23 protein-coding genes and 1 tRNA gene are annotated in these 25,498 nt (G+C 34.2%); 17 read left to right on the forward strand and 7 right to left on the reverse strand.

The window, feature by feature from the left end:
- Nucleotides 1–122: 122 nt before the first annotated feature.
- The 4 genes from CSW08_RS07500 to CSW08_RS07515 form a co-directional block, all read right to left on the reverse strand.
- Nucleotides 123–713 carry a hypothetical protein gene (locus CSW08_RS07500; RefSeq protein ID WP_157831438.1) on the reverse strand — a complete coding sequence of 197 codons (591 nt, stop codon included), beginning with the start codon at nt 711–713 and terminating at the stop codon, nt 123–125.
- A gap of 191 nt (nt 714–904) precedes the next feature.
- Nucleotides 905–1,747 (reverse strand): hypothetical protein, encoded by an 843-nt coding sequence (locus CSW08_RS07505; RefSeq protein WP_106659295.1) that lies wholly within the window; start codon nt 1,745–1,747, stop codon nt 905–907.
- A gap of 154 nt (nt 1,748–1,901) precedes the next feature.
- Nucleotides 1,902–2,849 (reverse strand): NAD(P)H-dependent flavin oxidoreductase, encoded by a 948-nt coding sequence (locus CSW08_RS07510; RefSeq protein ID WP_106659315.1) that lies wholly within the window; start codon nt 2,847–2,849, stop codon nt 1,902–1,904.
- Between the two features lie 188 nt (nt 2,850–3,037).
- A complete protein-coding gene (locus tag CSW08_RS07515) occupies nt 3,038–3,550 on the reverse strand; it encodes a hypothetical protein (RefSeq protein ID WP_106659296.1) in 513 nt (170 codons plus the stop codon).
- 117 nt (nt 3,551–3,667) lie between these two features.
- Between CSW08_RS07515 and CSW08_RS07520 the strand changes: the two genes are divergently transcribed.
- Entirely contained in the window at nt 3,668–4,015 is a 348-nt protein-coding gene (locus tag CSW08_RS07520; protein WP_106659297.1) for a DUF4377 domain-containing protein, read from the forward strand.
- Between the two features lie 73 nt (nt 4,016–4,088).
- On the opposite strand, the gene dnaK is transcribed toward CSW08_RS07520, so the two are convergent.
- Nucleotides 4,089–5,996: a molecular chaperone DnaK gene (gene dnaK, locus CSW08_RS07525; RefSeq protein ID WP_106659298.1), complete on the reverse strand. Its 1,908-nt coding sequence runs from the start codon at nt 5,994–5,996 to the stop codon at nt 4,089–4,091.
- A 256-nt stretch (nt 5,997–6,252) separates the two neighbouring features.
- Here dnaK and CSW08_RS07530 point away from each other — a divergent pair, with 256 nt between their 5' ends.
- The 12 genes from CSW08_RS07530 (at nt 6,253) to ribB (ending at nt 19,576) form a co-directional block, all read left to right on the forward strand.
- Nucleotides 6,253–7,674 (forward strand): L-serine ammonia-lyase, encoded by a 1,422-nt coding sequence (locus CSW08_RS07530; protein ID WP_106659299.1) that lies wholly within the window; start codon nt 6,253–6,255, stop codon nt 7,672–7,674.
- 184 nt (nt 7,675–7,858) lie between these two features.
- Nucleotides 7,859–8,677 (forward strand): 3-methyl-2-oxobutanoate hydroxymethyltransferase, encoded by an 819-nt coding sequence (gene panB / locus CSW08_RS07535; RefSeq protein ID WP_106659300.1) that lies wholly within the window; start codon nt 7,859–7,861, stop codon nt 8,675–8,677.
- Nucleotides 8,678–8,788: 111 nt separating this feature from the next.
- Nucleotides 8,789–9,487, forward strand: a complete 699-nt coding sequence (locus CSW08_RS07540; protein ID WP_106659316.1) for an RluA family pseudouridine synthase — start codon at nt 8,789–8,791, stop codon at nt 9,485–9,487.
- Nucleotides 9,488–9,601: 114 nt separating this feature from the next.
- A complete protein-coding gene (gene nhaC, locus CSW08_RS07545; RefSeq protein WP_106659301.1) occupies nt 9,602–11,083 on the forward strand; it encodes a Na+/H+ antiporter NhaC in 1,482 nt (493 codons plus the stop codon).
- A gap of 206 nt (nt 11,084–11,289) precedes the next feature.
- Nucleotides 11,290–11,928 (forward strand): peroxiredoxin, encoded by a 639-nt coding sequence (locus CSW08_RS07550; RefSeq protein WP_106659302.1) that lies wholly within the window; start codon nt 11,290–11,292, stop codon nt 11,926–11,928.
- Nucleotides 11,929–11,947: 19 nt separating this feature from the next.
- Entirely contained in the window at nt 11,948–12,259 is a 312-nt protein-coding gene (locus CSW08_RS07555; protein WP_106659303.1) for a thioredoxin family protein, read from the forward strand.
- Nucleotides 12,240–12,497, forward strand: coding sequence for a DUF6952 family protein (locus CSW08_RS07560; protein ID WP_106659304.1), 258 nt, complete (start codon nt 12,240–12,242; stop codon nt 12,495–12,497). The genes CSW08_RS07555 and CSW08_RS07560 overlap by 20 nt, the downstream gene beginning before the upstream one ends.
- 426 nt (nt 12,498–12,923) lie before the next feature.
- The gene (locus CSW08_RS07565) at nt 12,924–13,313 is read left to right on the forward strand and encodes a diacylglycerol kinase (protein ID WP_106659305.1); all 390 of its coding nucleotides are present in this window, start codon (nt 12,924–12,926) and stop codon (nt 13,311–13,313) included.
- A 42-nt stretch (nt 13,314–13,355) separates the two neighbouring features.
- A complete protein-coding gene (locus tag CSW08_RS07570; RefSeq protein ID WP_106659306.1) occupies nt 13,356–15,749 on the forward strand; it encodes a DNA translocase FtsK in 2,394 nt (797 codons plus the stop codon).
- 8 nt (nt 15,750–15,757) lie between these two features.
- A complete protein-coding gene (locus CSW08_RS07575) occupies nt 15,758–16,399 on the forward strand; it encodes a LolA family protein (protein ID WP_106659307.1) in 642 nt (213 codons plus the stop codon).
- A gap of 11 nt (nt 16,400–16,410) precedes the next feature.
- Complete coding sequence (locus CSW08_RS07580) at nt 16,411–18,399, forward strand: LptF/LptG family permease (RefSeq protein ID WP_106659308.1); 1,989 nt, start codon at nt 16,411–16,413, stop codon at nt 18,397–18,399.
- Between the two features lie 16 nt (nt 18,400–18,415).
- On the forward strand, nt 18,416–19,576 hold the full coding sequence (gene ribB, locus CSW08_RS07585; protein WP_106659309.1) for a 3,4-dihydroxy-2-butanone-4-phosphate synthase: 1,161 nt from the start codon (nt 18,416–18,418) through the stop codon (nt 19,574–19,576).
- Between the two features lies 1 nt (nt 19,577).
- Here the strand turns inward: ribB and CSW08_RS07590 are convergent, their stop codons facing one another.
- Together CSW08_RS07590 and CSW08_RS07595 are read right to left on the reverse strand one after the other, a co-directional pair.
- Nucleotides 19,578–20,771 (reverse strand): DegT/DnrJ/EryC1/StrS family aminotransferase, encoded by a 1,194-nt coding sequence (locus CSW08_RS07590; protein WP_106659310.1) that lies wholly within the window; start codon nt 20,769–20,771, stop codon nt 19,578–19,580.
- 17 nt (nt 20,772–20,788) lie between these two features.
- Entirely contained in the window at nt 20,789–21,418 is a 630-nt protein-coding gene (locus CSW08_RS07595) for an NAD(P)H-dependent oxidoreductase (RefSeq protein WP_106659311.1), read from the reverse strand.
- 210 nt (nt 21,419–21,628) lie between these two features.
- Here CSW08_RS07595 and CSW08_RS07600 point away from each other — a divergent pair.
- The 4 genes from CSW08_RS07600 (at nt 21,629) to CSW08_RS07615 (ending at nt 25,126) form a co-directional block, all read left to right on the forward strand.
- Nucleotides 21,629–21,713 (forward strand) — tRNA-Ser (locus tag CSW08_RS07600).
- 251 nt (nt 21,714–21,964) lie between these two features.
- Nucleotides 21,965–23,215, forward strand: a complete 1,251-nt coding sequence (locus tag CSW08_RS07605; protein WP_106659312.1) for a site-specific integrase — start codon at nt 21,965–21,967, stop codon at nt 23,213–23,215.
- A 347-nt stretch (nt 23,216–23,562) separates the two neighbouring features.
- A complete protein-coding gene (locus tag CSW08_RS07610) occupies nt 23,563–23,850 on the forward strand; it encodes a helix-turn-helix domain-containing protein (protein WP_106659313.1) in 288 nt (95 codons plus the stop codon).
- 70 nt (nt 23,851–23,920) lie between these two features.
- Complete coding sequence (locus CSW08_RS07615; protein WP_106659314.1) at nt 23,921–25,126, forward strand: primase-helicase family protein; 1,206 nt, start codon at nt 23,921–23,923, stop codon at nt 25,124–25,126.
- Nucleotides 25,127–25,498 lie beyond the last annotated feature (372 nt).

Here is a 25,498-nt window from a genome sequence, read left to right on the forward strand (position 1 = left end):
TTTGTATATGAGCTGTTGCGTGTCTCGGCACGAACCATTAAAAGTACAAAACTCCGCTGGAAAATCCGCGAGGCTTTTCCAAAGAAACACTAACCAAGCAATGGCTTATATACGGCAAATCGTTATTTGTTTTCATTCAGATATATTTTCAAATCGTCATTTTCCTCAATCTTGTTTTTTAATTCATAAAGGTCTGAATCGTAAAAAGCTAAATCCTCTTTAATAACATTCGAAAAAGCTATGTAAAAATTCTCTTTAACATCTTTAAGTTCAATTCTATCAGCGAGTAATAACTGTGTAGTATATTCTGTAATTTGGTTTTCGAAAAACTCTTTTAACAATAATTCCTTATGTGTCTTATTTAACTGTTTATGTTGTGAAATCTCATCTATCATTAGAGAATACCTTTTCAATAAAATATGAAGTTTTGTCCTGAAGTAGCGAACATTACCTAAAATCTCGTCATATTTCTTGCCTTTACTTGACACTTTTATTCCTTTTTTGAAATCATTTAAGTCTGTAAAATATTCAGGAAATTTTTTTAACTCGTCATATTTGTCGTCACAATAAAGCGTAAAGTCAAGTAAATGAATAGTGCTTAAATTGTCGTCATTTTCTTCTGTTAGAAAATTATTAATAGCAGACCTATAATAATCGAAATAATTTGAGCTTTGTAAGTGTCTAAATTGGTCAAACCCTAAAATTATAGTCACAATTATTCCTATAAAACCGAAAAATGATATTATAGGTGAAGCTATATTATTAAATTCAATCGAGTCAAATTTTAGGTTGATTTGTTGACAATAAAATATTCGCACACAAATATCTATTGTAATTGCAAAAATCAATAATGAACAAAAAAATAATTAATATTCTATTTTTCTTCGTCATTCTTGGCAAATCGTTAATTGCTCTGATTACTTTTTTCTAAACATAATTTGCCTAGGTCATCATCTGTTCCATATGCATTAGCAAAGTATAACCATTGTTTTTTATTTCGCCATTTAATTAAACTAGTTATTTCAATTTCATTCTGACCTAAATCTACTTTTCTTTCAGAACAAAATTTAATTTGTTTAAATTTATCTTTAGGTATTTCTTCGTAATCATTTTTCACATAAGTTAACAGCATATGCATATGTAAGCCTTCTAGTTCGTTCTTTTGTTTTTTGTTCTCATATATAGAACAATTTTCATCGAACATAATACTATCGATTAAATAATTAAAACCTAATTCTATTGATTCTTTTGTAAAACTTAAACTCATATAGGATTTGCAGTAATTGTCAATAAAAATCTCATTATTTTCAATAAGACAAGTAACAGCTTTTAAAGCTAAGCCAAAATTATACTCAGAAAAACATTCAGCATTAAATTCTTGTTTGGTATTACTGTAAGTTTTAATTTTTTTGTGTCTGTAAATCACAAAAGCGCGTTTAGTTTTTAGTTGAATTATTTCTATGCATTTTGAATCATCATAACAATCTACAATAGACTTCATATATTCAGAGTCTTTGTCATAAACTTTTTTTAGAATGTCTAAATCTGTACCAATCTCAAACTCACAAACGACAGTTAAAATCGCATATGTAAAAATTCTATCATAAAATTTTACTTTTTTATCATATTTTTCAATTAATTCGTAAAATTCACATCTAGGTTGTCTTATATCATATGATACTTTTTTAAACGTTCTTAAAATATATTTGTGTTCAAAATAATTTTTAATCTTTTTTATAAAGTTCATTTTTTAATGTTTGCCAACGTTTAAGATATGGTTCGGTTTTAATCAGCTATATCATCTGATACTGAAACAAGTTCAGCACATGTAAGCGAAGTTAGTTTTTTAAATTCTGAAAATCAGTAAGTAACGCCAACAGTTTTAAGAAAAGTTATAAACACTAATGAACTAATTTAGCCACAATATCTTTTACAGGCAAAATAGCCTTGGTCTGTTCAATACTAGGCCCTGCAACCCAAACGGTTTTATAAGTGACCTCATTCGCTGCTTTTTGAGTGTCCCGCATACCTTTAGCAAAACGTAACATTTTTACCCATTTTTTTAGTTTTTTGTTTCTGTTTAAAACGGATTCCAACCAAGTGGTTTTAGTGCCCACTTTTTGAACATAAGGTGTATTGATAACAGTACATGGTGTCCCTGAAATACGTTCGGTCATCACAATATCCTTAGCCCCATAATCCACGCAAGCTTGTTTGTATTCGTTTGTGACATTAGCTTCCACGGACGCTATAAACGGACTACCAACAGAAACGCCAGCGGCACCATAGCTTAGCATTCTATCAACATCAGCTTTACAACCTACACCACCAGCAGATATGATGGGGATGTTACAATGCGTGACCAATTCTGTTATTAAGCCTTTCGGACTCATAGTGCCTCTATGACCTCCTGCTTCATTATTAACAGCTATAATGGCATCGGCACCTAAGAGTTCTACTTTTTTGGCAAAATTTAAATCCACCACATCACAAAATACTTTTATACCAAATTTATGTGCTTGTAATATAGTTTCTTCAGGACTTCCAAGCGACGTGATAATAAAATCGCAACCGGTTTCACAAATAACACGTAATTGTTCCTTAAATTTTAAATTAGACTTGTTTACAATCAAATTAAACCCAAAGGAACCACCGTCTACTTTGGCTAATTTCAGCTCATTGATGGCTGATTTTAATTCCTCTAAAGTTCTATAATTAAGTGCCGGAATACAGCCTGCAATACCACTTTTCATGGCTTCTTTTACCATGGCAGTATTGGAAACCAAAAACATTGGCGCTTGTATTATGGGGTATTTTATATTAAGAAGTTCTGTTAGTTTCGTTGCCATGTTTCTGTCATTCCTGCGTAGGCAGGAATCCATTTAATTAAAATGATATTTTTATGTGATTCAAACAAATATACAAAAATAGTATGCACGCATAATAAGCTATTTTATTTTGGAAATAATGAGAATAAAAAAGCAACTTTCTGATAGGAATTAGAAAGTTGCTTTAAATAAAAAATTGATCTTTATATTTATCTTACAAAAGTTACTTTAGCTACTATGGTGCTTATAATAGTTGTTCCTTGTTCTGATAAATCTTCAATGGTTTCTACAGATAGAACTAATTCATTTTGTGTTAATTTCTCAATAGTCCCTTCAGTTTCTTCGCCTTGAGATTCTATTATAAGCTTATTGCCATTTTGCTCCCAAGAGCCATCTTCCAAAAACTCTAAATTCTCAATATCTTGAGTATAAGTTTGTCCCAAAACCGTATTGGTTAAATGAATACTATAACTCCCATCTGAAATATAAGTCTTTGGAATATCATTAAAGGTAACTGTAAAATCAATATCATAGCCTTCACCAATAAAAGTGTTTGATAAAGATTGTCCTGAAACTTCAGTAACTGTTTGTCCGCCATAATCTACAGAGGTAGCAATCCAAGTGCCTACAATATCCGAAGATATGTCGGGTGTTACCTCTTCATTGGAACAAGAACATAAAACGAGTACTATTGAAACAATAAGCAAGTTGATGTTTTTCATAATATTTGGATTTGTTAATTCTTCAAATATATAATATTTTTATTACAGGAAGATTATTGAAGTATATTTTTATAAGACGCAACCATTTTGTGTATTTTACATCTTTTAGAAAACACGATGATGAAAATTAAACACATATTCATAGCCTCTTTTATCCTTTTAAATTTTTCATGTTCAAATGATAATGAAAATAGTATGAATAGCATGCTTTGGATAGATTCTGAAAGGGTAAGTTGTATAGATGTTGGCGAACAAACTTGTTATAGAATACAAGAAAATGATGTTATTAACGAAAATGACTGGTTACTATTCTACGATGGCATTGAAGGTTTTGACGAGCAATACGAAACTGGTTATACTTACAAAATTAGCGTTACCAAAATTAAATTAAAAAATCCTCCTGCCGATGGTAGCTCTATTCAATATAAACTTAATAAAATATTAAGTAAAGAACTTGATGAATAAAAAAACGCAACCATTTCTGATTGCGTTAATTTATTTTCATGAGATCCTGAAACAAGTTCAGGATGACAAGTTCTTATTTTACTTCTTCAAAGTCTACATCTTCTACATCACTATTTTCAGAAGATTGTCCGTTGCTACTTGCATCCGGCCCTGGAGCTGCACCACCTTGTTGTGCATCTGCCTGAGCTTTGTACATTTCCTCTGAAGCCACTTTCCAAGCTTCGTTTATTTTTTCTAAAGCTGGGTCTATAACCGCTAAATCTTTAGTTTCATAAGCTTTTTTAAGTTCTTCTAATGCATCTTCAATTGGTTTCTTTTTATCATCAGATAATTTGTCACCAAATTCTTTTAACTGACTTTCTGTTTGGAAAATCATTGCATCAGCTGCATTTAATTTTTCAGCAGTTTCTCTTGCTATTTTATCTGCTTCAGCATTTGCTTCTGCATCTGCTTTCATTTTTTTGATTTCTTCTTCAGTTAAGCCAGAAGACGCTTCAATACGGATATTTTGAGTTTTTCCTGTAGCTTTATCGCCTGCAGTTACATGAATGATGCCATTAGCATCAATATCAAAAGTAACTTCAATTTGTGGTGTTCCACGTCTTGCTGGTGGAATACCATCTAAGTGAAAACGTCCGATTGTTTTATTGTCGGCTGCCATAGCTCTTTCTCCTTGTAATACATGTATTTCTACTGATGGCTGATTATCGGCCGCTGTAGAGAATACTTGTGATTTCTTAGTCGGAATCGTCGTATTGGCTTCAATAAGTTTGGTCATCACATTACCCATAGTTTCAATACCAAGTGATAATGGAGTCACATCTAACAACAATACATCTTTTACATCGCCAGATAATACACCACCTTGAATACCAGCACCTAATGCCACTACTTCATCGGGGTTAACACCTTTACTTGGTACTTTTCCGAAGAATTTCTCAACAGCAGCTTGAACTACTGGGATACGTGTAGAACCACCTACCAGGATGATTTCATCAATATCACTTTTTGATAAACCGGCTGCTTTTAAAGCAGATTCACAAGGCGCAATGGTACGTTTTACTAAATCGTCGATTAACTGTTCAAATTTAGAACGTGTTAATGAACGCACTAAGTGTTTTGGACCACTTGCTGTAGCCGTGATATATGGTAAGTTGATTTCAGTTTGTGCAGAAGAAGATAATTCAATCTTCGCTTTTTCTGCAGCTTCTTTTAAACGTTGTAAAGACATAGGGTCTTTACGTAAGTCGATGCCTTCATCAGACTTAAACTCATCAGCTAACCAACCAATGATTTTTTCATCAACATCATCACCACCTAAATGAGTATCACCATCTGTTGATAATACTTCAAATACGCCATCGCCTAACTCTAATATTGACACGTCATGTGTTCCTCCACCAAAGTCAAACACAACAATTTTCTGGTCTTTTCCTTTTTTATCTAATCCATAAGCCAATGCAGCAGCTGTAGGTTCGTTAATAATACGTCTTACGTTTAACCCTGCTATTTCGCCAGCTTCTTTAGTTGCTTGACGTTGTGAGTCGTTAAAATAAGCTGGTACTGTGATAACCGCATCGGTTACTGTAGTTCCTAAATAATCTTCAGCTGTTTTCTTCATTTTTTGAAGAATCATAGCTGATAATTCTTGTGGGGTATATAAACGCCCATCAATATCAACTCTTGGTGTGTCGTTATCGCCTTTTACAACTTTATATGGTACGCGTTCTGCTTCTTTTTTAGATTCAGAATATTTATTTCCCATAAAACGTTTAATGGAATAAACCGTTTTTGTTGGGTTTGTAACTGCTTGACGTTTTGCAGGATCTCCTACTTTAATTTCGCCTCCTTCTACAAAAGCAATCACCGATGGTGTAGTACGCTTACCTTCTGCGTTTGGGATGACAACAGGTTCGTTACCTTCCATTACAGAAACGCAAGAGTTGGTTGTTCCTAAATCGATTCCAATAATTTTACTCATAATATGTATGTTTTTTAATTGTGTTGAATGTTCTTTTTAATTCATGGTGTTAAAGTCAATGATTATGCCAACTAAAAGAGCACTGACATGATGTCATATTATTAACCCGGTGCCCCATTGTTAGTCGATTCGTTAATTTTACTCTGCAGTTTCCATAAGATAACCTAACCTAAATTGCTAAGATTTTAAAGGCTATCTAAAATCAATAGGCAGCTTTTTTTATTTAAACTATATTTGTTTGTCTTATTTCTATAAAATGGAATGTATCTCAGTCTTCGACATGCTTAAAATTGGTATTGGTCCCTCAAGTTCCCACACACTTGGTCCGTGGCGTGCTGCCGAACGGTGGATTAAAGAATTAAAAGAAAAAAATCGTTTTGACACCATTGAAAACATTACTGTTGATTTATACGGTTCATTATCTTTAACGGGAAAAGGCCATGCAACCGATTATGCCATTATGTTGGGATTAAGTGGTGCTGACCCGGAATATATTCCTACTGAAAGCATCCAAAGTATTATTGATAATATTAATCACACAAAAACGCTCAATTTAAACAACGAGAAACCAATAGCTTTTGATCCTAAAACTCAAATCATATTCAATAAAACCTTTTTACCTTTCCATGCCAATGCGTTAACTTTTAGAGCAACCATAAATGGAAAAAACAAAAAATCCACATTTTATTCCATTGGTGGTGGTTTTGTTGTAAAGAAAAAACGTAAAAATGCTAAAATAAAAGAGTCTATTTTTAACACGTTTCCTTACCCAATAACCTTAGGCACAGAACTCCTAGACTATTGCAAAAAACTTGATGTATCAATTTCTGATGTGGTACTAGAAAACGAAAAATATATAAGAACTGAAAAACAAATAGATTTCGAATTAAGCCGTATTTGGAACACCATGTTAGAATGCATGTATATTGGGTGCCATACAAACGGCAATCTCCCTGGTGGTTTAAATGTAAAGCGACGCGCACACGATATTCATGAAAAATTATTAAGTAACCATTTATATTCTAATCCGCAAGAGTGGTTGGAAGCTATTCGTAAAACAGAGGTTAATTTTAGAGCCATCCTTAAATGGGTAAGCTGTTTTGCATTAAGTGTTAATGAAGTTAATGCGTCCTTTGGTCGCGTCGTTACGGCGCCCACCAATGGCAGCGCTGGTGTTATCCCGGCAGTTCTCATGTATTATTTGGTTAATGAAAACCACGAAGCCGATTTTAGTCATATTAAAAAATTCTTATTAGTTGCCGGTGAAATTGGTAGTATTTTTAAAAAGGGAGCTACTATTTCTGCCGCTATGGGTGGTTGCCAAGCCGAAATTGGCGTGTCATCTGCCATGGCTGCCGCTGCTTTATGCGAATTGATGGGTGGCACGCCCGAACAAGTTTTAATTGGCGCCGAAATTGCCATGGAACACCATTTGGGCTTAACCTGTGATCCTATTGGGGGTTTGGTGCAAATACCCTGTATAGAGCGTAATGCTATGGGCGCTATAAAAGCAATTAATGCAGCCGAATTAGCATTGGAAACGAATCCGAAAGATATAAAAGTTCCCTTAGATAAAGTAGTGAATACCATGTGGGAAACCGCAAAAGATATGAACTCTAAATATAAAGAAACCAGTGAAGGCGGTTTGGCTATTGGTGTTAATATGACGGATTGCTAATGAAATTTATTTGGAGTTACAACTTTCTAATTCAAGTTATAATAATCCATAAACAAGCAATAAATCTGACCATGCTTTTATATTTTAAAACCAAATATAAACTCAAAATCCTTCCTTTAGATAACGTTAAAGATATTCTAGCTTCATAATATTTAGTACTTTTACAGCCTTATAATTAAAAACTATGTCTACAGCAAAAAAAGAATATAAACGCATTACGGTTAAAACCTTAGTTGATATGAAAGCCAATGGCGAAAAAATATCGATGTTAACGGCTTACGATTATACCATGGCGAAAATTGTGGATGGTGCTGGCGTAGATGTGATTCTTGTTGGAGATTCGGCGAGTAATGTGATGGCGGGGCACGAAACCACCTTACCAATTACTTTAGACCAAATGATTTATCATGCCTCTTCTGTAATCCGTGCCATAGACAGAGCGTTGGTGGTGGTCGATTTGCCTTTTGGTAGTTACCAGAGTGACCCTAAGGAAGCGTTGCGTTCTGCTATCAGGATCATGAAAGAAAGCGGCGGACACGCTATAAAAATGGAAGGTGGCAAAGAAATAAAAGAATCCATAAAGCGTATTTTAAATGCTGGTATTCCTGTTATGGGACATTTAGGCTTAACGCCACAATCTATATATAAATTTGGGACTTATACCGTTAGAGCCAGAGAAGAACAAGAGGCTTTGGATCTTATTGAAGACGCAAAAATGTTGGAACGCATTGGTTGTTTTGGAATTGTACTGGAAAAAATACCTGCCAAACTTGCCAAAGAAGTTGCAGAGAGTGTTAGCATACCTATTATAGGAATTGGTGCGGGTAGCGATGTTGATGGGCAAGTTTTGGTTTTACATGATATGCTGGGAATGACACACGAATTCCACCCTCGGTTTTTACGCAGATACATGAATTTATATGAGGATATGACCCATGCCATTTCCCAATATGTTAGCGATGTAAAAGCGGTTGATTTTCCTAATGAGCATGAGCAATATTAGTTAGTTGTTAGCTGTTAGCTGTTAGCTGTTAGCTGTTAGCTGTTAGCTGTTAGCTGTTAGCTGTTAGCTGTTAGCTGTTAGCTGTTAGCAAAAATAATTTTTGAATTTGTGATTAAAAAAATACTTTCCAATAAAAATAATCTATTAGTTCTCTATGAAGACAATCACATTATCGTTGTCAATAAACGTGCTGGGGATATTGTGCAAGGCGATAAAACGGGTGATAAACCTTTAAGCGAGGTTGTAAAAGAATATATAGCCGAAAAATATAATAAGCCTGGTAATGTATATTTAGGGGTGGTGCATCGACTTGACAGACCAACTACGGGTCTTGTTATATTTGCAAAAACCAGTAAAGCACTCCCCAGATTAAACAAACTTTTTGTAGATAAAGAAGCTAAAAAAACATATTGGGCTATTGTTAAAAATGAACCTAACAAGCTAGATGACACCTTAATTCATTGGTTGAAAAAAAATCCGAAGAACAATAAATCCGTAGCACATATTAAAGAAGTGTCGAATAGTAAAAAAGCAATACTTCATTATAAGGTTCTAAAAAAATTAGACAATTATTTTTTATTGGAAGTGAATTTGGAAACCGGTAGGCATCACCAAATACGCACTCAATTAGCGAGTATTGGTTGTCCTATTAAAGGCGATTTAAAATATGGTTTCGATAGAAGTAATCCTGATGCCAGTATTCATCTGCATGCTAGACAGATTAGTTTTATTCACCCCGTTAATAATGACATTATAGACATAACAGCGCCCTTGCCTAAGGATGCGATTTGGGATGCTTGTGAGGTTTAATGTCATGCAGTGAAACTAATACACAGTCATTCCCAAAGTGAAGGTCTATAAATTATTTCCATTTGCAAGGCATTCATGAAAATCGTATTATTACAAGGATAAATCTACAATTACATGGATAGCCAAAACATAAAGCCAACACTACCACAAGACGAACATATAGTTGAAAACAAACAATTAAATATTTGGGAAGCCCTAATTCCTGTATTTGTGCTTGTTGGCATGCTGGCTTACAATGTCTTTGTTTTTGGAAATGATGCATTGAGTGGCTCAAATCAGTTTATATTATTACTCGGTGGTGCTGTAGCAGCTATTGTAGGCTTTTTTAATAAGGTGACTTTTGCACAAATGATGGAAGAAGTTGCCGAAAATATTAAATCGACTACTGGTGCTCTTCTTATCTTACTCATGGTTGGAGCTCTTGCAGGCACTTGGCTTATAAGTGGCATTATTCCAACCATGATTTATTATGGTTTGCAAGTTTTAAACCCAACGATATTTTTGGCTGCTTGCGTCATTATTTGTGCTATTATTTCAGTAGCCACAGGAAGTAGCTGGACCACGTCTGCTACGGTCGGTATTGCGCTTATTGGCATTGCCGATGCTTTGGGAGTACCATTGGGCATGACGGCAGGTGCTGTCTTGTCCGGCTCTTATTTTGGAGATAAAATTTCTCCTATGAGTGATACTACAAATTTAGCGCCGGCAATGGCTGGAACCGATTTGTTTACACATATTCGATACATGCTTTATACAACAACGCCAACCATTGTCATTACCTTGATTGTTTTTGTCATCATTGGTCTAAACCTAAAAACCAAAGGAGTAGCAGATACAAATACGCTGTTAGAAGCCCTTGAAAAATCCATTAATGTGAGTCCTTGGTTATTTGTAGTGCCTATACTGGTTATTTTTTTAATTGTTAAAAAAACATCGCCATTGATTGCTCTTTTAATTGGTACCTTATTGGGTGGCATAGCAGCTCTTATTTTTCAGCCAAACATCATAACAGCTATTGGTGGTGGTACAACTTTAGACTTTTCCACTGGCTACAAAGGCATGATGAATGCCATTACGGTTGAAACATCCATACCAACAGACAACGAAGCTTTAAAAGGATTATTCACCTCTGGTGGTATGAGTAAAATGTTGGGGACTATTTGGTTAATATTATGCGCTATGGTATTTGGTGGAATTATGGATGCCATTGGTGCATTGACTACCATAAGCACAGCACTTTTAAAATTATTCCATACCACTTTTGGTTTATTTGCAAGTACGGTAGCTAGTTGTTTGACTATTAATATAACCGCAAGCGATCAATACCTATCTATTGTTGTGCCGGGTAAAATGTACGCTAAAGCATTTAAAGATAAAGGCCTTGCACCAGAAAATCTATCAAGAACATTAGAAGATAGTGGTACTGTAACATCTGTTTTAGTGCCTTGGAATACCTGTGGCGCTTATCAAAGCAGTGTTTTAGGGGTTGATACCTTACACTATGCTGGTTATGCCATTTTCAATTGGTTGAGTCCGTTTATGACATTATTATTTGCTGCATTTAGAATAAAAATAAAAATGCTGACATCTAAATAATTTCTCATCAAAAAACCTACTGATTTAACAAGTTTATATTTTCTTGCGCCATATTTTATCTAATTACCAAAGCAAGCGGGTGTTTATTGTTTCCATATTAAAAATCTATCATCTTATAAAATTTAATAATTAATATTTATTAAAAAGACTGTATTGTTACCCTAATTTTGCACCAAATCAAATAATAATTAAAAAAACAAATACATATGACATTAGTTGGAAAAAAATTCCCAAATTTAAACGTTGACGCCATGAATGATATGGGCGATACTTTTAAAGTAAACGTTCTAGAAGAAGCTGTTAACAATAACAAAAAAGTACTTTTATTCTGGTATCCAAAAGATTTTACTTTTGTTTGTCCGACCGAATTACACGCTTTTCAAGCGGCTATTGGTGAGTTTGAAAAAAGAAACACAATTCTTATTGGTGCTTCTTGTGATACTCCAGAAGTTCATTTCGCTTGGTTAAACACATCAAAAGATAATGGTGGCATTGAAGGTGTTACCTATCCTATACTTGCAGACACTAATAGAAATCTTTCAAGTATCTTAGGCATTTTAGATATCACCAAAGAAACCTATGATGAAGAAACCGGTACAGTTTTATTAGAAGGTGATAATGTTACTTATAGAGCGACCTATTTAATTGACGAAAATGGCTTAGTACAACATGAAAGCGTTAACAACATGCCTTTAGGTAGAAATGTAAATGAGTATTTACGTCTTATTGATGCCTTAGCCCACAATCAAAAACATGGTGAAGTTTGTCCTGCGAACTGGGAAGAAGGTAAAGATGCGATGAGTGCTAACAGAAATGGTGTAGCTAGTTATTTAGCCTCTCACTAATAAACAAAAAATATTGAAAATGGAAGAATTATCAGAAGATAACTTACAAGAGATTATAAATAGTAACGATACAGTTGTTGTTCAATATGCTGCAACTTGGTGTGGGAACTGCCGAATTATGAAGCCTAAATTTAAAAAATTAGCTTCAGAAAATGAGCATGCTAAGTTTGTAATAGCCGATGCTGAAAAATTTCCAAATTCAAGAAAATTAGCAACAGTGGACAATTTACCAACATTTGCTACTTTTAAAAATGGTGCTTTTGTTAATCAAGTTCAGACGAATAAATTTGAAGTTTTAAACGATTTAGTCAATGAAGTTACCAGTAATTAAACATCTTACTCAATTTATTGAGGATAACGATGAGGACTTTGTGGTTGAAACCATTGAAACCCTTGAGGCATTAACTGAAGTACCTTCATTAAAAGATGAAGAATTAGATGTTATAGGTGAACTTATCTCAAACATGTATGGTGCCCTAGAAGTGAACAAAATGATAAAAGAGGGCACGCCTAAAAAAGAAGCTTTAAATATGTTTATGCAACGTGTTTTAGGGTCTATTGACAAGTAAAAAAACTCAAAATCAATTATCAAAAAAGCCATTTCAGAAAAATTGAAATGGCTTTTTTTTTGACTAATTCCGATTTTAAGTTTTATGTTTTTTGATTAAAAAAATAGATTACACCAACACTAACAAACATTAATAAACATCGGTTTTAAAAAAATTTGTTGTATTAACACAATGTTAATACAACAAAAAAGTCAATTATTAGATTAACTCCTGTAATAACAAGGCTTACTTTCTATTTTTAGTGTTTGAATATTATTTTAAATCATCTCCATTTATTACCTAGTAATGTCTATTTTTAAGCCTTAAAAAAAATAAACATCTTTATGACAATTATAACATTAGGTGGAAATGAAATTACATATACCGAGCAAGTTCCAGAAATTGGTCAAGAACCAAATTATGAGGCAGCCCTAAAAGCTTTGATTAATGAATAAAAAAGAAACTTTCTTAGCTAATAGAATAAAAAGTATTGGTTACGCTTTTAAAGGGGCTTTGTTTCTTTTGAAAACCGAGCCGAGCATTAAAGTGCAGTTCGCAATAGGAATCACCGTAACTGCTGCTGGATTTTATTATCAAATATCAACAACGGAATGGCTTATACAATGTTTGGCTATTGGGTTGGTTATTAGTATTGAGGGCATTAATACAGCTATTGAAGAAATGGCGAATTTTATTCACCCAGAACATCATAAAAAAATAGGAATCATAAAAGACATAGCGGCTGGTGCTGTATTTTTAGCAGCTGTATTCGCCATTGTTGCTGGTCTTATAATATACATTCCTAAAATTTTTAAAATACTATTACCTTTAGGATAAACGTTAGTAATTTGTATTTTTGTTTAAACTAACAGCGCATTGATGGCGAAGAAAAAAACCGAAACTAAAAAAACACCTAAAAAACCCTATAAAATGCCAAGCTTTAAGTTGTCTAGCCAGCAAAAACTGGTATTAGGAAGCTTTTTAGCCATTTTTGGTATTTTGCTATTTATAGCTTTTGTCTCCTTCTTTTTTACAGGTGAAGCAGACCAAAGTAGTTTGTCAAATTTTGCATCAAGAGACACCGTATCCAAAAATTGGTTAAGCAAAAGTGGTGCTTGGTTAAGTGATTTTTTTATACATCGTGGATTTGGAATTTCTTCATTCATATTCTCTGTCCTTATTTTCCTTTCCGGTCTTTATGTTTTGATGGATATCGACAAAGCCAAACTCAGAAAACATTGGTTTTGGGGACTTATAGTCATTATTTGGCTATCTGTTTTTTTTGGTTTTTTTGTCAGTCTAAATGATAATCTTGGTGGTGCTATAGGATTTGAGTTAAATTCATATTTACAGGATTATATTGGCATCATAGGCACCATATTAGTTCTATTATTTTGTTTAATAGCTTATTTAGCCATTCGCTTTAAATTAACGTTTGAAAGTATTGCCAAACTGTTTTCGTTTGCGAAAAAAGATATTAAAGAAGAATTTTCGAATGATGAGGAAGATGAGTTTTCCATTGCATTTGACAATAATTTATCTGTTGAAGCTGAAGATATTAAATCTGCTTTTGATTTAGCTTTGGAAGCAGAAGACATTACCAAAGAAAAAGTTGTTACAAAAGACACCGCATCTAAATTAAAGGTACATGTTGTTGCTGATGAAGACGACATTGAATTAGAAGCATTGGAAATGAAAGTGGTTAAAGTCAAAGAAGAACTTTCTGAAACAGATAATCTCGCCAATAAATTAGTAGAAGACTTCGGTCAGTTTGACCCAACACTAGAACTTGGAAATTATCAGTTTCCACCTCTAGACCTGTTAACAAAATACGATTCAGAAAGTATTACCATTAACCAAGAAGAATTAGAGGACAATAAAAATAAAATTGTAGATACCCTAAAAAATTACAGTATTGGAATTGCCAGTATTAAGGCCACCATTGGTCCGACGGTGACACTCTATGAAATTGTTCCAGATGCTGGGATTCGGATTTCAAAAATTAAAAATTTAGAAGACGATATTGCCCTGTCGCTTTCTGCACTTGGCATACGTATTATTGCCCCTATTCCTGGCAAAGGCACTATTGGCATAGAAGTGCCTAATAAGAATGCCACGGTTGTTTCCATGCGCTCGGTCATAGCGTCTAAAAGGTTTCAAAGTTCCGATATGCAACTTCCTATTGCTTTAGGAAAAACCATTAGCAACGAAACCTTGGTGGTAGATTTAGCAAAAATGCCGCATTTACTTATGGCGGGTGCTACAGGACAAGGTAAATCGGTCGGATTAAATGCCGTTCTAACATCGTTACTTTATAAAAAACATCCTGCTGAAGTTAAATTTGTGTTGGTGGACCCGAAAAAGGTAGAACTAACACTTTTTAATAAAATAGAACGTCATTATTTAGCAAAATTACCAGATAGCGAAGATGCTATTATAACGGACAATACAAAGGTTATCAACACCTTAAATTCCTTATGTATTGAAATGGATAACCGTTATGAATTGCTTAAAAATGCCCTTTGCAGAAACATAGCGGAATACAATGTGAAATTTAAAGCACGGAAGTTAAATCCGAATGAAGGCCACCAATTTTTACCATATATTGTTTTGGTGGTGGATGAGTTTGCCGATTTAATTATGACGGCTGGAAAGGAAGTAGAAACGCCCATTGCCAGACTGGCACAATTAGCGCGTGCCATTGGGATTCATTTAATCATTGCCACTCAAAGACCATCCGTAAACGTGATAACAGGTATTATTAAAGCGAATTTCCCTGCCAGAATAGCGTTCAGGGTAACCTCTAAAATAGATTCAAGAACTATTTTAGATAGTTCTGGTGCCGACCAACTTATTGGTCGCGGTGATATGTTATTTACCCAAGGAAATGATGTCACTAGAGTGCAATGTGCATTTATTGACACACCCGAAGTTGAGAGACTAACAGACTTTATAGGGTCTCAAAAAGCATATCCAGAAGCCTATGCCCTACCCGAATATGTTGGGGAGGAAAGTGGCATGAGTATTGATATAGACATCTCAGAAAGAGATAAACTTTTTAGAGATGCAGCTATAGTTATCGTGCAAGCGCAACAAGGCTCTGCTTCTTTGCTTCAGCGTAAATTAAAATTAGGCTATAACCGTGCCGGACGATTAATCGATCAATTAGAAGCTGCCGGTATTGTAGGGCCGTTTGAAGGCAGTAAAGCCAGACAGGTTTTAATAACAGATTTAACATCTTTAGACAAGTTTTTAGAAAATGAAATTTTATAAATAAAAAAATGAACATTAGAAACACCATAACCTTATTATTTTTAACACTAGCCCTTAATAGTTTTTCCCAAAATAAAGGCAAGGCGCTTTTAAACGACGTATCCCAAAAAGTAAAAAGCTACCAAAACATTTCCATCGATTTTAAATATGTTTTAGAAAATACGGCTGAAAAAATAAAGCAAGAAACACGTGGCGATGTGGTTTTACAAGGAGATAAATATAAATTGAACATACTTGGTGTGACACGTCTTTTTGATGGTAAAAAACTGTATAGCATCAGCCCTGAAGATGAAGAAGTCACTATTTCTTCGCAAAATGAAGATTCTGAAGACAATATTACGCCCAGTAAAATGCTGTCATTTTATGAAGATGGCTATACCTATGCATTAGATATAGAACAAAATGTGCAAGGCAGAAAAATTCAATATGTAAAACTGACGCCTATTGATTCAAATTCCGAGATTAATTATATTCTTTTAGGGGTTGATGCACAAACAAAACATATTTATACACTCATACAAATAGGGAAAAATGGTACTAAAACAACGCTGACCGTTAATTCTTTTAAAACAAATGAGCCATTATCAAAAACCTTATTTAACTTTGATGCCAATAAGTACAAAGACTACTACATCAATAAACTAGATTAGGTTAATTACGTGTGAAAATATTAGACCGCTACATACTAACAACGTACCTCAAAACTTTTATTAGTGTGTTTTCCATTCTCATACTAATTTTTGCACTACAAACCATTTGGCTGTATATAAGGGAATTAGCTGGAAAGGATTTGGATATTTGGGTCATATTTAAATTCCTTTTTTATTTTTTACCAAAACTTATCCCCCTTGTATTGCCCCTTACAATATTATTGGCATCAATTATGGTTTTTGGAAGTTTTGCCGAAAACTATGAGTTTGCCGCAATGAAATCTACAGGCATTTCGCTCCAACGAGCCATGTCTAGGCTGAGTGTTTTTATAGTCATTCTCGGGTTTACAACATTTCTATTTGCTAACAATGTCATTCCTTGGGCAGAGTACAACTCTTTCAATCTTCGCACAAATATTGCAAAGTTAAAACCAGCTATGGCCATTGCTAAAGGCCAGTTTAATGAAGTTGGCAGCTATAATATTAAAGTTGAAGATAAAAGTGGTGATAATGACAGATACTTAAAAAATGTGACCATCCATATAAAAGACGCCGCTGGTAGAAGAATTGCCGAAACCATAAAATCTAAAACAGGCGAACTTATAAGTGATGAAAAATCAAGTGTACTGAAACTGGTTCTTAAAGATGGTAATTATTATAATGACTTACTACCCAAAGATGTTACTGAAAGACAAAAAAAACCGTTTGCCAAAAGCACGTTTAAAATATATACCATAAACATCGATTTATCGCAAATGCATAATGTAGACTTAGACGATAAATCTTTAACCGATAAATATAACATGTTAAATATTAGTGGCCTAGATTATACGTTGGATTCACTTACTAATAAACATGAAGATGAGCAGCAACTTTTTTCCAAATCACTTTACCTACGCAGTAACATTGATAAAAACGCTGCTGCTATTACAAAAAGAAACCAATTAAAAGACAGCATAACAGTTAAATCTGATTCCATATTCACTGGAAATATTCTAGATTTATTCACAACAAATAAAAAAGTTCAGTTTGTAAGAACATCCGTTAGTACCCTAAATAGCGATCAACAATTTATTGAAGTAAAAAAAACCAATATAAAAACAGATACCATTATTTACAACAGGCATATCATTTCATTGCATGAAAAATTAGCATTGGGTTTTGCTTGTATTATTTTGTTTTTCGTGGGAGCGCCTCTTGGCGCTTTAATTCGAAAAGGTGGTATGGGTCTACCTATGATTGTCGCTATTCTGATTTTTTTAACCTATCATTTTATTGGCATTTTTGCAACGAATAGTGCTAAAAGCGGTGGTTTAAATCCAATCATTGCGCCTTGGGTCTCCACATTAATCATGCTACCACTAGGCATCTATTTCACCAAAAGAGCCACCGAAGATAGAGGATTGTTCGAAATGGATCATATTATTGATCCTATAAAGAAAATGTTTAATATTAAGGACGATGACAGTGTTGACTACAAGTTTTTATACTCATTAAAAGATGATAAACTCATAGATGTCATTAACAATTACAACACATTAGGGCATCAAGAAGGTATTCGCTTTGAAGCTATTAATTTATTGAACCAAAGAGGTCATAAAACTAAAGATCTAAGCGACAAAATTAAATTCAACGCGGATTTCCCTAAGTCTCAAACCTTGTTTAAAGATTTTAATGACCACTCAAAATTCTCAATTGTTCTTTATAGCATTGGCGTTATTTTATTGGTGTTGTTTTTTGTTTTTAGAAATAACAAATTACCATCCCTAGCCTCTTTTTCTATACAATTTAGTTTGATTTCACTGGTATTGTTTGTTGTGTATTATCTGAAATCCGTATTAAACTTATGGCAATTTTATAAGCATATCAACAAAAAAATAAAAATTCCACATATAATTTTATTAATTATAGGTCTACCATTATATATGATGACCCATCCATTTTTAAAATCTAAAATCAGGGAAGACTTAAAACAAAATTGTTTAGATTTTTTAAAATAAGCAATACCTTTGTAACATGATGACTGAGACCGAAACAAAACATAGCGTGAAACAATTTAAATTAAACACCATTCATGATGCCATTGAAGACATTAGAAATGGAAAAGTGATTATTGTTGTAGATGACGCCAATCGTGAAAATGAAGGTGATTTTGTAGCTGCTGCAGACAAGGTGACGCCAGAAATGATCAACTTCATGGCTACCCAAGGCAGGGGCCTTATATGTGCGCCACTTACCGAAAAGCGTTGCAAGGAATTGCAGCTTGATATGATGGTAACTATTAATACAGACCACATGGAAACGGCCTTTACAGTCTCTGTCGATTTAAGAGGTCATGGTGTAACTACTGGTATTTCTGCAAGTGATAGAGCCAAAACGGTAAAGTCACTAATTGATGGAAACACCAAACCACACGATTTATCAAGACCTGGGCATATTTTCCCCTTAGTAGCTAAAGAAGGTGGCGTACTAAGGCGTACAGGCCATACAGAAGCTGCTATCGATTTTGCTAGACTAGCAGGTTTAAAACCAGCTGGTGTTATTGTAGAAATCATGAATGAAGATGGTAGCATGGCACGGTTACCACAGCTAGTTGATGTTGCAAAAAAATTGAATCTTAAAATCGTTTCTATTGAAGATTTGGTTGCTTACAGAATGCAACACGATTCGTTAATTGAGAAAAAAGAAGACTTTCAAATCGAAACTAGATTTGGAAGCTTTAGATTAAGAGCCTACAATCAAACAACTAATAACCAAATACATATAGCATTAACCAAAGGGCAATGGAGAGATGATGAAGGTGTGCTTACTAGAATCAATTCCACGTTGGTTAATAATGATATTTTAGGAACCTTAACCAATAATGTGGATGAGCAGTTAAATAATATGTTCAATGTGATTAATGAGGCTGGCAAAGGTGCCATCATTTTTATCAATCAACAAGTCCAATCCAGTGACATATTAACTAGATTAACTTTTTTAAAGGAAAATCAAAAAAGTAATGTTGTGACAAAAGCACCAAAAATCAATATGGACAATAGGGATTTTGGTATTGGCGCACAAATATTACACGATATTGACATCCATAAACTACGATTAATTTCTAATACTGAACAAACCAAACGTGTGGGCATGATTGGTTATGGTTTAGAAATTGTTGACTATGTGAAATATTAATTTATAAAATACCTTTTACAATATCAACCATTTTAGAAGCACGGGATTTTACCTCAGTTTCCGTCCACGACAATTTTATTAAGCAAGAGATGTTTCTTCCAATATAATGGTCGGATTGTGTGAATTCTTTGGTTTTAAGATATTCTAAACCTACTTTAATTTCAGCAGACATAGGAAAAAGTGATTTTAAATCTTTTAAATGATCCCATTTTCTAATGTAATGCCAGTTGTTGTCATAGTAATGAAAACAACCATCAATACCGTTTTCCTTAAAGCTTTTAGATACGTTTTGGGCTATTTCCAAAGTTGGTAAAAAGAAATTCAAAAAGGCATAACTCTCTTCGCCGCCTTCAGGAACCGTTCTAAAAGTGATGTCTGAAATCGTTGCTAATGAATCCCGTAAGATGGTATAATTTTTCTTTTGAATACTTAAAAATTCGGGGAGTCTTTTAATTTGAGCCAAGCCAACGGCTGCATGAAGCTCTGAAATCCTGTAATTATATCCTAAAAAAGGATGTGTTTCTGCACCTCTATCATTTCCTATATGGTCATGACCATGATCGCTATAATGATCGGCATTCAAATAATACATCTCATTATTGGTAATAACAGCGCCCCCTTCACCACAGGTAATGGTTTTAACAAAGTCAAAAGAAAAACAACCTAAATCACCAATACTTCCTAAAGGTTTATTGTTGTAAGTGCCGCCAATAGCTTGACAAGCATCTTCAATTAAAAATACATTATGGGCATTACAAATGCGCTGTAAAGCATCCATATTACCCATACTCCCGCACATTTGTACCACCATAACTGCTTTGGTTTTTGGTGTTATGGCTTTTTCTACCGCAATGGGGTCTAAGGTTAGTGTGGCGTCAATATCCACTAAAATGGGAATAGCTCCCAACGCCATAATAGCTTCAAAGCTAGCGACAAATGTAAATGTGGGCATAATTACCTCATCTCCTGCCCCAACACCCGCCGATGCCAAAGCTATGGTAACCGCTGCCGTGCCACTAGATACTAATTGCGCATAGTTTGTTTTAAATGTTTGTTGTAATTGTGCTTCCAGTTCTTTAGATTTCCAATGGCCATTACGCATGCCATCAAAGCCATAACGCATTAAAACACCATTATCCAAAACATCATTGACTTCTTTTCTTTCGGCGTCACCAAATAATTCAAATCCGGGCATATTGTTAATTTATAAATTTATAATTCAAATACGGTGTCTTGCATATTTTTTCTTACTTTCAGAAAGCCAGAAAACATATCGTTTTCGGCCCTGTAACCGACAGGAAGCAATAAAGCAGATTTTAAGCCTCGTTCTTTTAAATTAAGAATCTCATCATATTTATTAGTCACGAAACCTTCCATGGGACAAGAATCTATCCCTTCTATGGCACAAACGGTCATTAAATTTCCTAAGGCAATAAAGGCTTGGTTCATGGACCATTGCTGTTGCTCGCTTTTAGTCATGCGTTCCATAGTTTCAATCAGGTTCTGTCTATAAGGACTTAAAATGGTTTCAGAAGTATCGCGTATGTTCCTTATGTTATTAAAATAATCATTAACATCTTTGCTGTCAATGGTTTCCTTAATACAAATAACCAATAAATGGGAAGCGTCCAAAACCTGGGATTGCTTGTAAGTATGCTCAACAAGCGATTTTCTTATATCGGTATTGGTAACGACCAATAGACTAATGGTTTGCAACCCAAACGACGTCGCCGTTAAATTGAATGCCTGCTTTAAGATGTTTAATTTAGATGCTGATAGTTTTTTAGTTGTATCAAACTTCTTGGTGGCATATCGCCATTCTAACTGTTTTATAGTATCCATATATACATGTTACACAAAGGCAAAAATAAGATTTGAAACTTGGTTTTTTATTACAATAGTCGATTTATTTCATATAATTCATTTTAAATAGGGTATTATTTCACCTAAATAAAAAACTTTTAAAAAGTTAGGCTTTTATTTGAAAGAAATAAAAAAGGGTTCTATATTTGCACCCGCATTCAGCGAATAGCTGATGAGACATGCTTTTTTGGAGAAATGGCAGAGCGGTCGAATGCGGCAGTCTTGAAAACTGTTGAGGGTCACACCTCCGGGGGTTCGAATCCCTCTTTCTCCGCTGGGAATGTATCAAATTCCACTAAAACCCTGTAAATTAAATGTTTACAGGGTTTTTAATTTTATTCAATATCAAATAAAACCATAAAATGTCAAATAAAAAGTGCGGGATTCGGTGCGTATTTTTTAAAAATTATTTTACGCACCGAATGACTACTTTAATCACTGTAATACAGATACTTACATCCATTTTAAAAGTATCATAATTAATAATTTTTTTGTATATTTAGCGTACATAAAAAATACGCACCTATGCAAACTACATTCTCCATCCTATTCTACCCACGAGGAAATGACATTGACAAAAACGGTTATGCGCCCATATATGCACGAATCACTGTAAATGGTAAGAGAAGTGAGTTTAGTATAAGGCGTAAAGTGCAATTAACGCGATGGAATTCTGATGCAGGTAAAATAAGAGGCACTACTCCAGATGTTAGGGAATTGAACAAATATTTACTCTCAATAGAACTCAAGATTAATAAAATTCAAGAACAGCTATCTGAAAATAACATTTTGATTACTGCAGAAAAAATCAAAAACGTCTACTTAGGAAAAAATAGCAATCAAAAGATGCTTTTGGCAATTTTTCAAGAACACAATGATCAAGTTAATGAATTAATTGGCAAAGATTTTTCAGCAGGAACAGTGGAACGCTATAAAACGGCAATGAAGCATGTTACTGATTATATACTAAAAGAGTATCAAGTTAAAGATATTCCTGTTAGAGAAGTAGATCTTAAGTTTATTACTGGATTTGAATATTATCTAAAAACTACAAGAAACTGTGCTCACAATTCAGCAATTAAATACATAACGAATTTTAAAAAAATCATTCGCATTGCCTATGCCAATGACTGGATTAGCAAAGACCCATTTATCCATTGGAAAGCCAAACTTAAAATTGTGGACAGGGAATTTTTAACTAGTGACGAAATTCAAAGGATTGTTGAAAAAGATTTTTCAACTGACCGATTGAACCAAGTTAAGGACATCTTTATTTTTAGTTGCTTTACTGGGTTGGCCTATGCAGATGTAAAAAAGCTTACCAAAAATGATATTGTTATTGGTATTGATGGCCAAAATTGGATTAAAACCAAAAGAACAAAAACAGATACAAGAAGTAATATTCCTATTCTTTCAATCCCACAGGCAATTATTGATAAATACGAAGTACATCAGGAATCTTTGGACACTGAACTTTTGCTTCCTGTTTTAAGCAACCAAAAAATGAATGCTTATCTCAAAGAAATTGCAGATTTATGTGAAATAAATAAAAATCTAACATTTCATTTAGCACGTCACACCTTTGCAACTACTGTAACTCTTACCAATGGAGTTCCTATTGAATCCGTAAGCAAAATGTTGGGGCATAAATCTTTGAGGACGACACAACACTATGCTAAAATCATTGATAAAAAAGTAAGTGAAGATATGAATGCCTTGAGATTGAAAATGGATGCTATTGAACAAAACAATGCAAAAAAATCCATAAATCAATAAGTTAATTAAAGTCGCATCGATATAATATTCAGCCCTTTTAAATCCGAAAATCGATTAAAACCTTTGTTTTTATTGTTAATAACCCATAATCTTCCCAAAAACCGCGTTTTTTTGGTCATTTAGTTTCATGCTAAATGATGCCAAGTTTTATCAATTAAAATGTTTTTATTTTATTGTCATAAAAATTGGTTTATTTTAATTTAATATACTGTATATCAGTTATTTGTGAATAACTAATTAATTTTTTTTCTTCTATCAACAGCCCCGTTTTATACCTTTATTACCATAATCCCATAAGGGATAACAAAAGCGCTTTTGTTCATTTTATTAACCTAAAAACAATAAAAATGGACACTATTTTAATACTGGAACGATTGGATCGTTTAGAAAAACTACTTATAGGAAGCAAAGAAGTATTGACCTTTGATGAAGCCAGTGATTACACGGGTATATCCAGAAGTTATCTTTACAAGCTCACAGCTTCCGGAAAGATTCCACACTCCAAACCCAACGGTAAAATGGTCTTTTTTGATAAAAAGAAGCTTGTGGATTGGCTGCTTCAACATAAGCGAGAACCCAGAATGGAAATAAAGGACAACGCCCAAGCTGGTAATCTGGCGAATAAGCATACTTAAACTTTTATAAAGCAACAGCAAACAAGTCCAACTAGTTGCCGTGACTTCCCATGGCACAAAAACACTTCTTATGAAACAGATACCCTATATACGAGTGGGCACGTCCTATTACAAACGTGTCAAGGCCCCAACCATAGCCGGCCACTTCAACGAGATCCTAGTGCACTGGAATATGGAAACCATCAAACAAGATCATGGCAAAGACCATTTGAGTAAAATCCCAAAATATGATGGCTTTACCTGTATTCCAAGCCATATAGAATTTAAACAGGAATATTTGGGTTTTTACAATATCTACTCCCCTTTGGGCAAAGTGCCCAAAGAGGGAGACGTTACCTTATCTCTAAAATTTACAAAACACATCTTTGGTAAACATTATGAATTGGGCTTGGACTATTTACAATTATTGTATCTAAAACCTATTCAGGTACTACCAATATTATGCTTGGTATCCAAGGAACGTTCCACAGGAAAAAGCACCTTTTTAAAATGGCTCAAGGAAATCTTTGAGAACAACCTGACCTATCTGACCAATGACAGTTTTAGCAGCCAGTTCAATGCCGATTGGGCAAACAAGCTGTTGATATGTATTGACGAAGTCCTGTTTAATAAGGAGGAACTTACTGAGCGCATCAAATACCTCAGTACCACCAATATCAACAAGCTAGAAGCTAAGGGCAAGGACAAACGTGAGGTCGAGTTCTTTGGCAAGTTTATCCTTTGCAGTAACAATGAAGAAAGCTTTATTAAAATTGATGCCAATGAAACCCGGTTTTGGGTAATCAAAGTACCGGTTCTGGAAGAAGAACATACCAACTACTTGGAAAAATTAATTGAAGAAATCCCAGCCTTCCTTTATTATCTAGCAAACAGGAAAATAAGTTCAAAACACTTAACACGTATGTGGTTCACTGCCCAACAAATAAAGACAACCGCCTTAACAAAATTGGTACAGAACAATCGGAATAGGGTTGAAAAGGAACTGGCAAGTATTCTGATGGGGGTGATTGAAAAATTTGATTTGGAAGCCGTTGATCTATGCCCAATGGATGCACTGTTGGCACTTAACAAGACGCGGGTGAAAACCGATCTTACCCAACTGCGGAGACTGCTGAAGAAGGATTGGAAACTGGATAATCAGGACAACTCCAACAGCTACCAAAAATTCGTGATCTGGAGTGATGGCGATATCGCCTTGGCGGATGCCAAGGGACGCTATTTTACGGTAGATAAAACATTTTTGACCCAAAATTTTGATGATTTGATGACAGAGTGAAAAACCTACTGTATTTGTTGAACTAAAGCCGTCATCATTTATTCATCATTTTGTCATCAAAAAAAATAATGATGACAGTATAATACTTTAAAAAACCAAGAATGATGAAATGATGACATTTTGATGATTTGGAAAACCTAATGTTTATAAGGCTTTACAAGTGAAATCATCAAATCATTAAAAAAACACCTAAAAAAACATTGGCTTATGAAAAGAAAAATAAATTGTGAAACAGCCCGTAATTTTTCAGTGGAAAAGGCACTGGAAAAATTAGGGCACTTTCCCAATCGGACAACGGAGAAAGAAGCTTGGTTTCTGAGTCCTTTCAGGTCAGAAACCCAAGCCTCTTTCAAGGTCTCCAGAACCAAGAAC

Origin of the sequence: Confluentibacter flavum (genome assembly GCF_002843175.1) — a bacterium.
GTDB classification, from domain to species: Bacteria; Bacteroidota; Bacteroidia; order Flavobacteriales; family Flavobacteriaceae; genus Confluentibacter; species Confluentibacter flavum.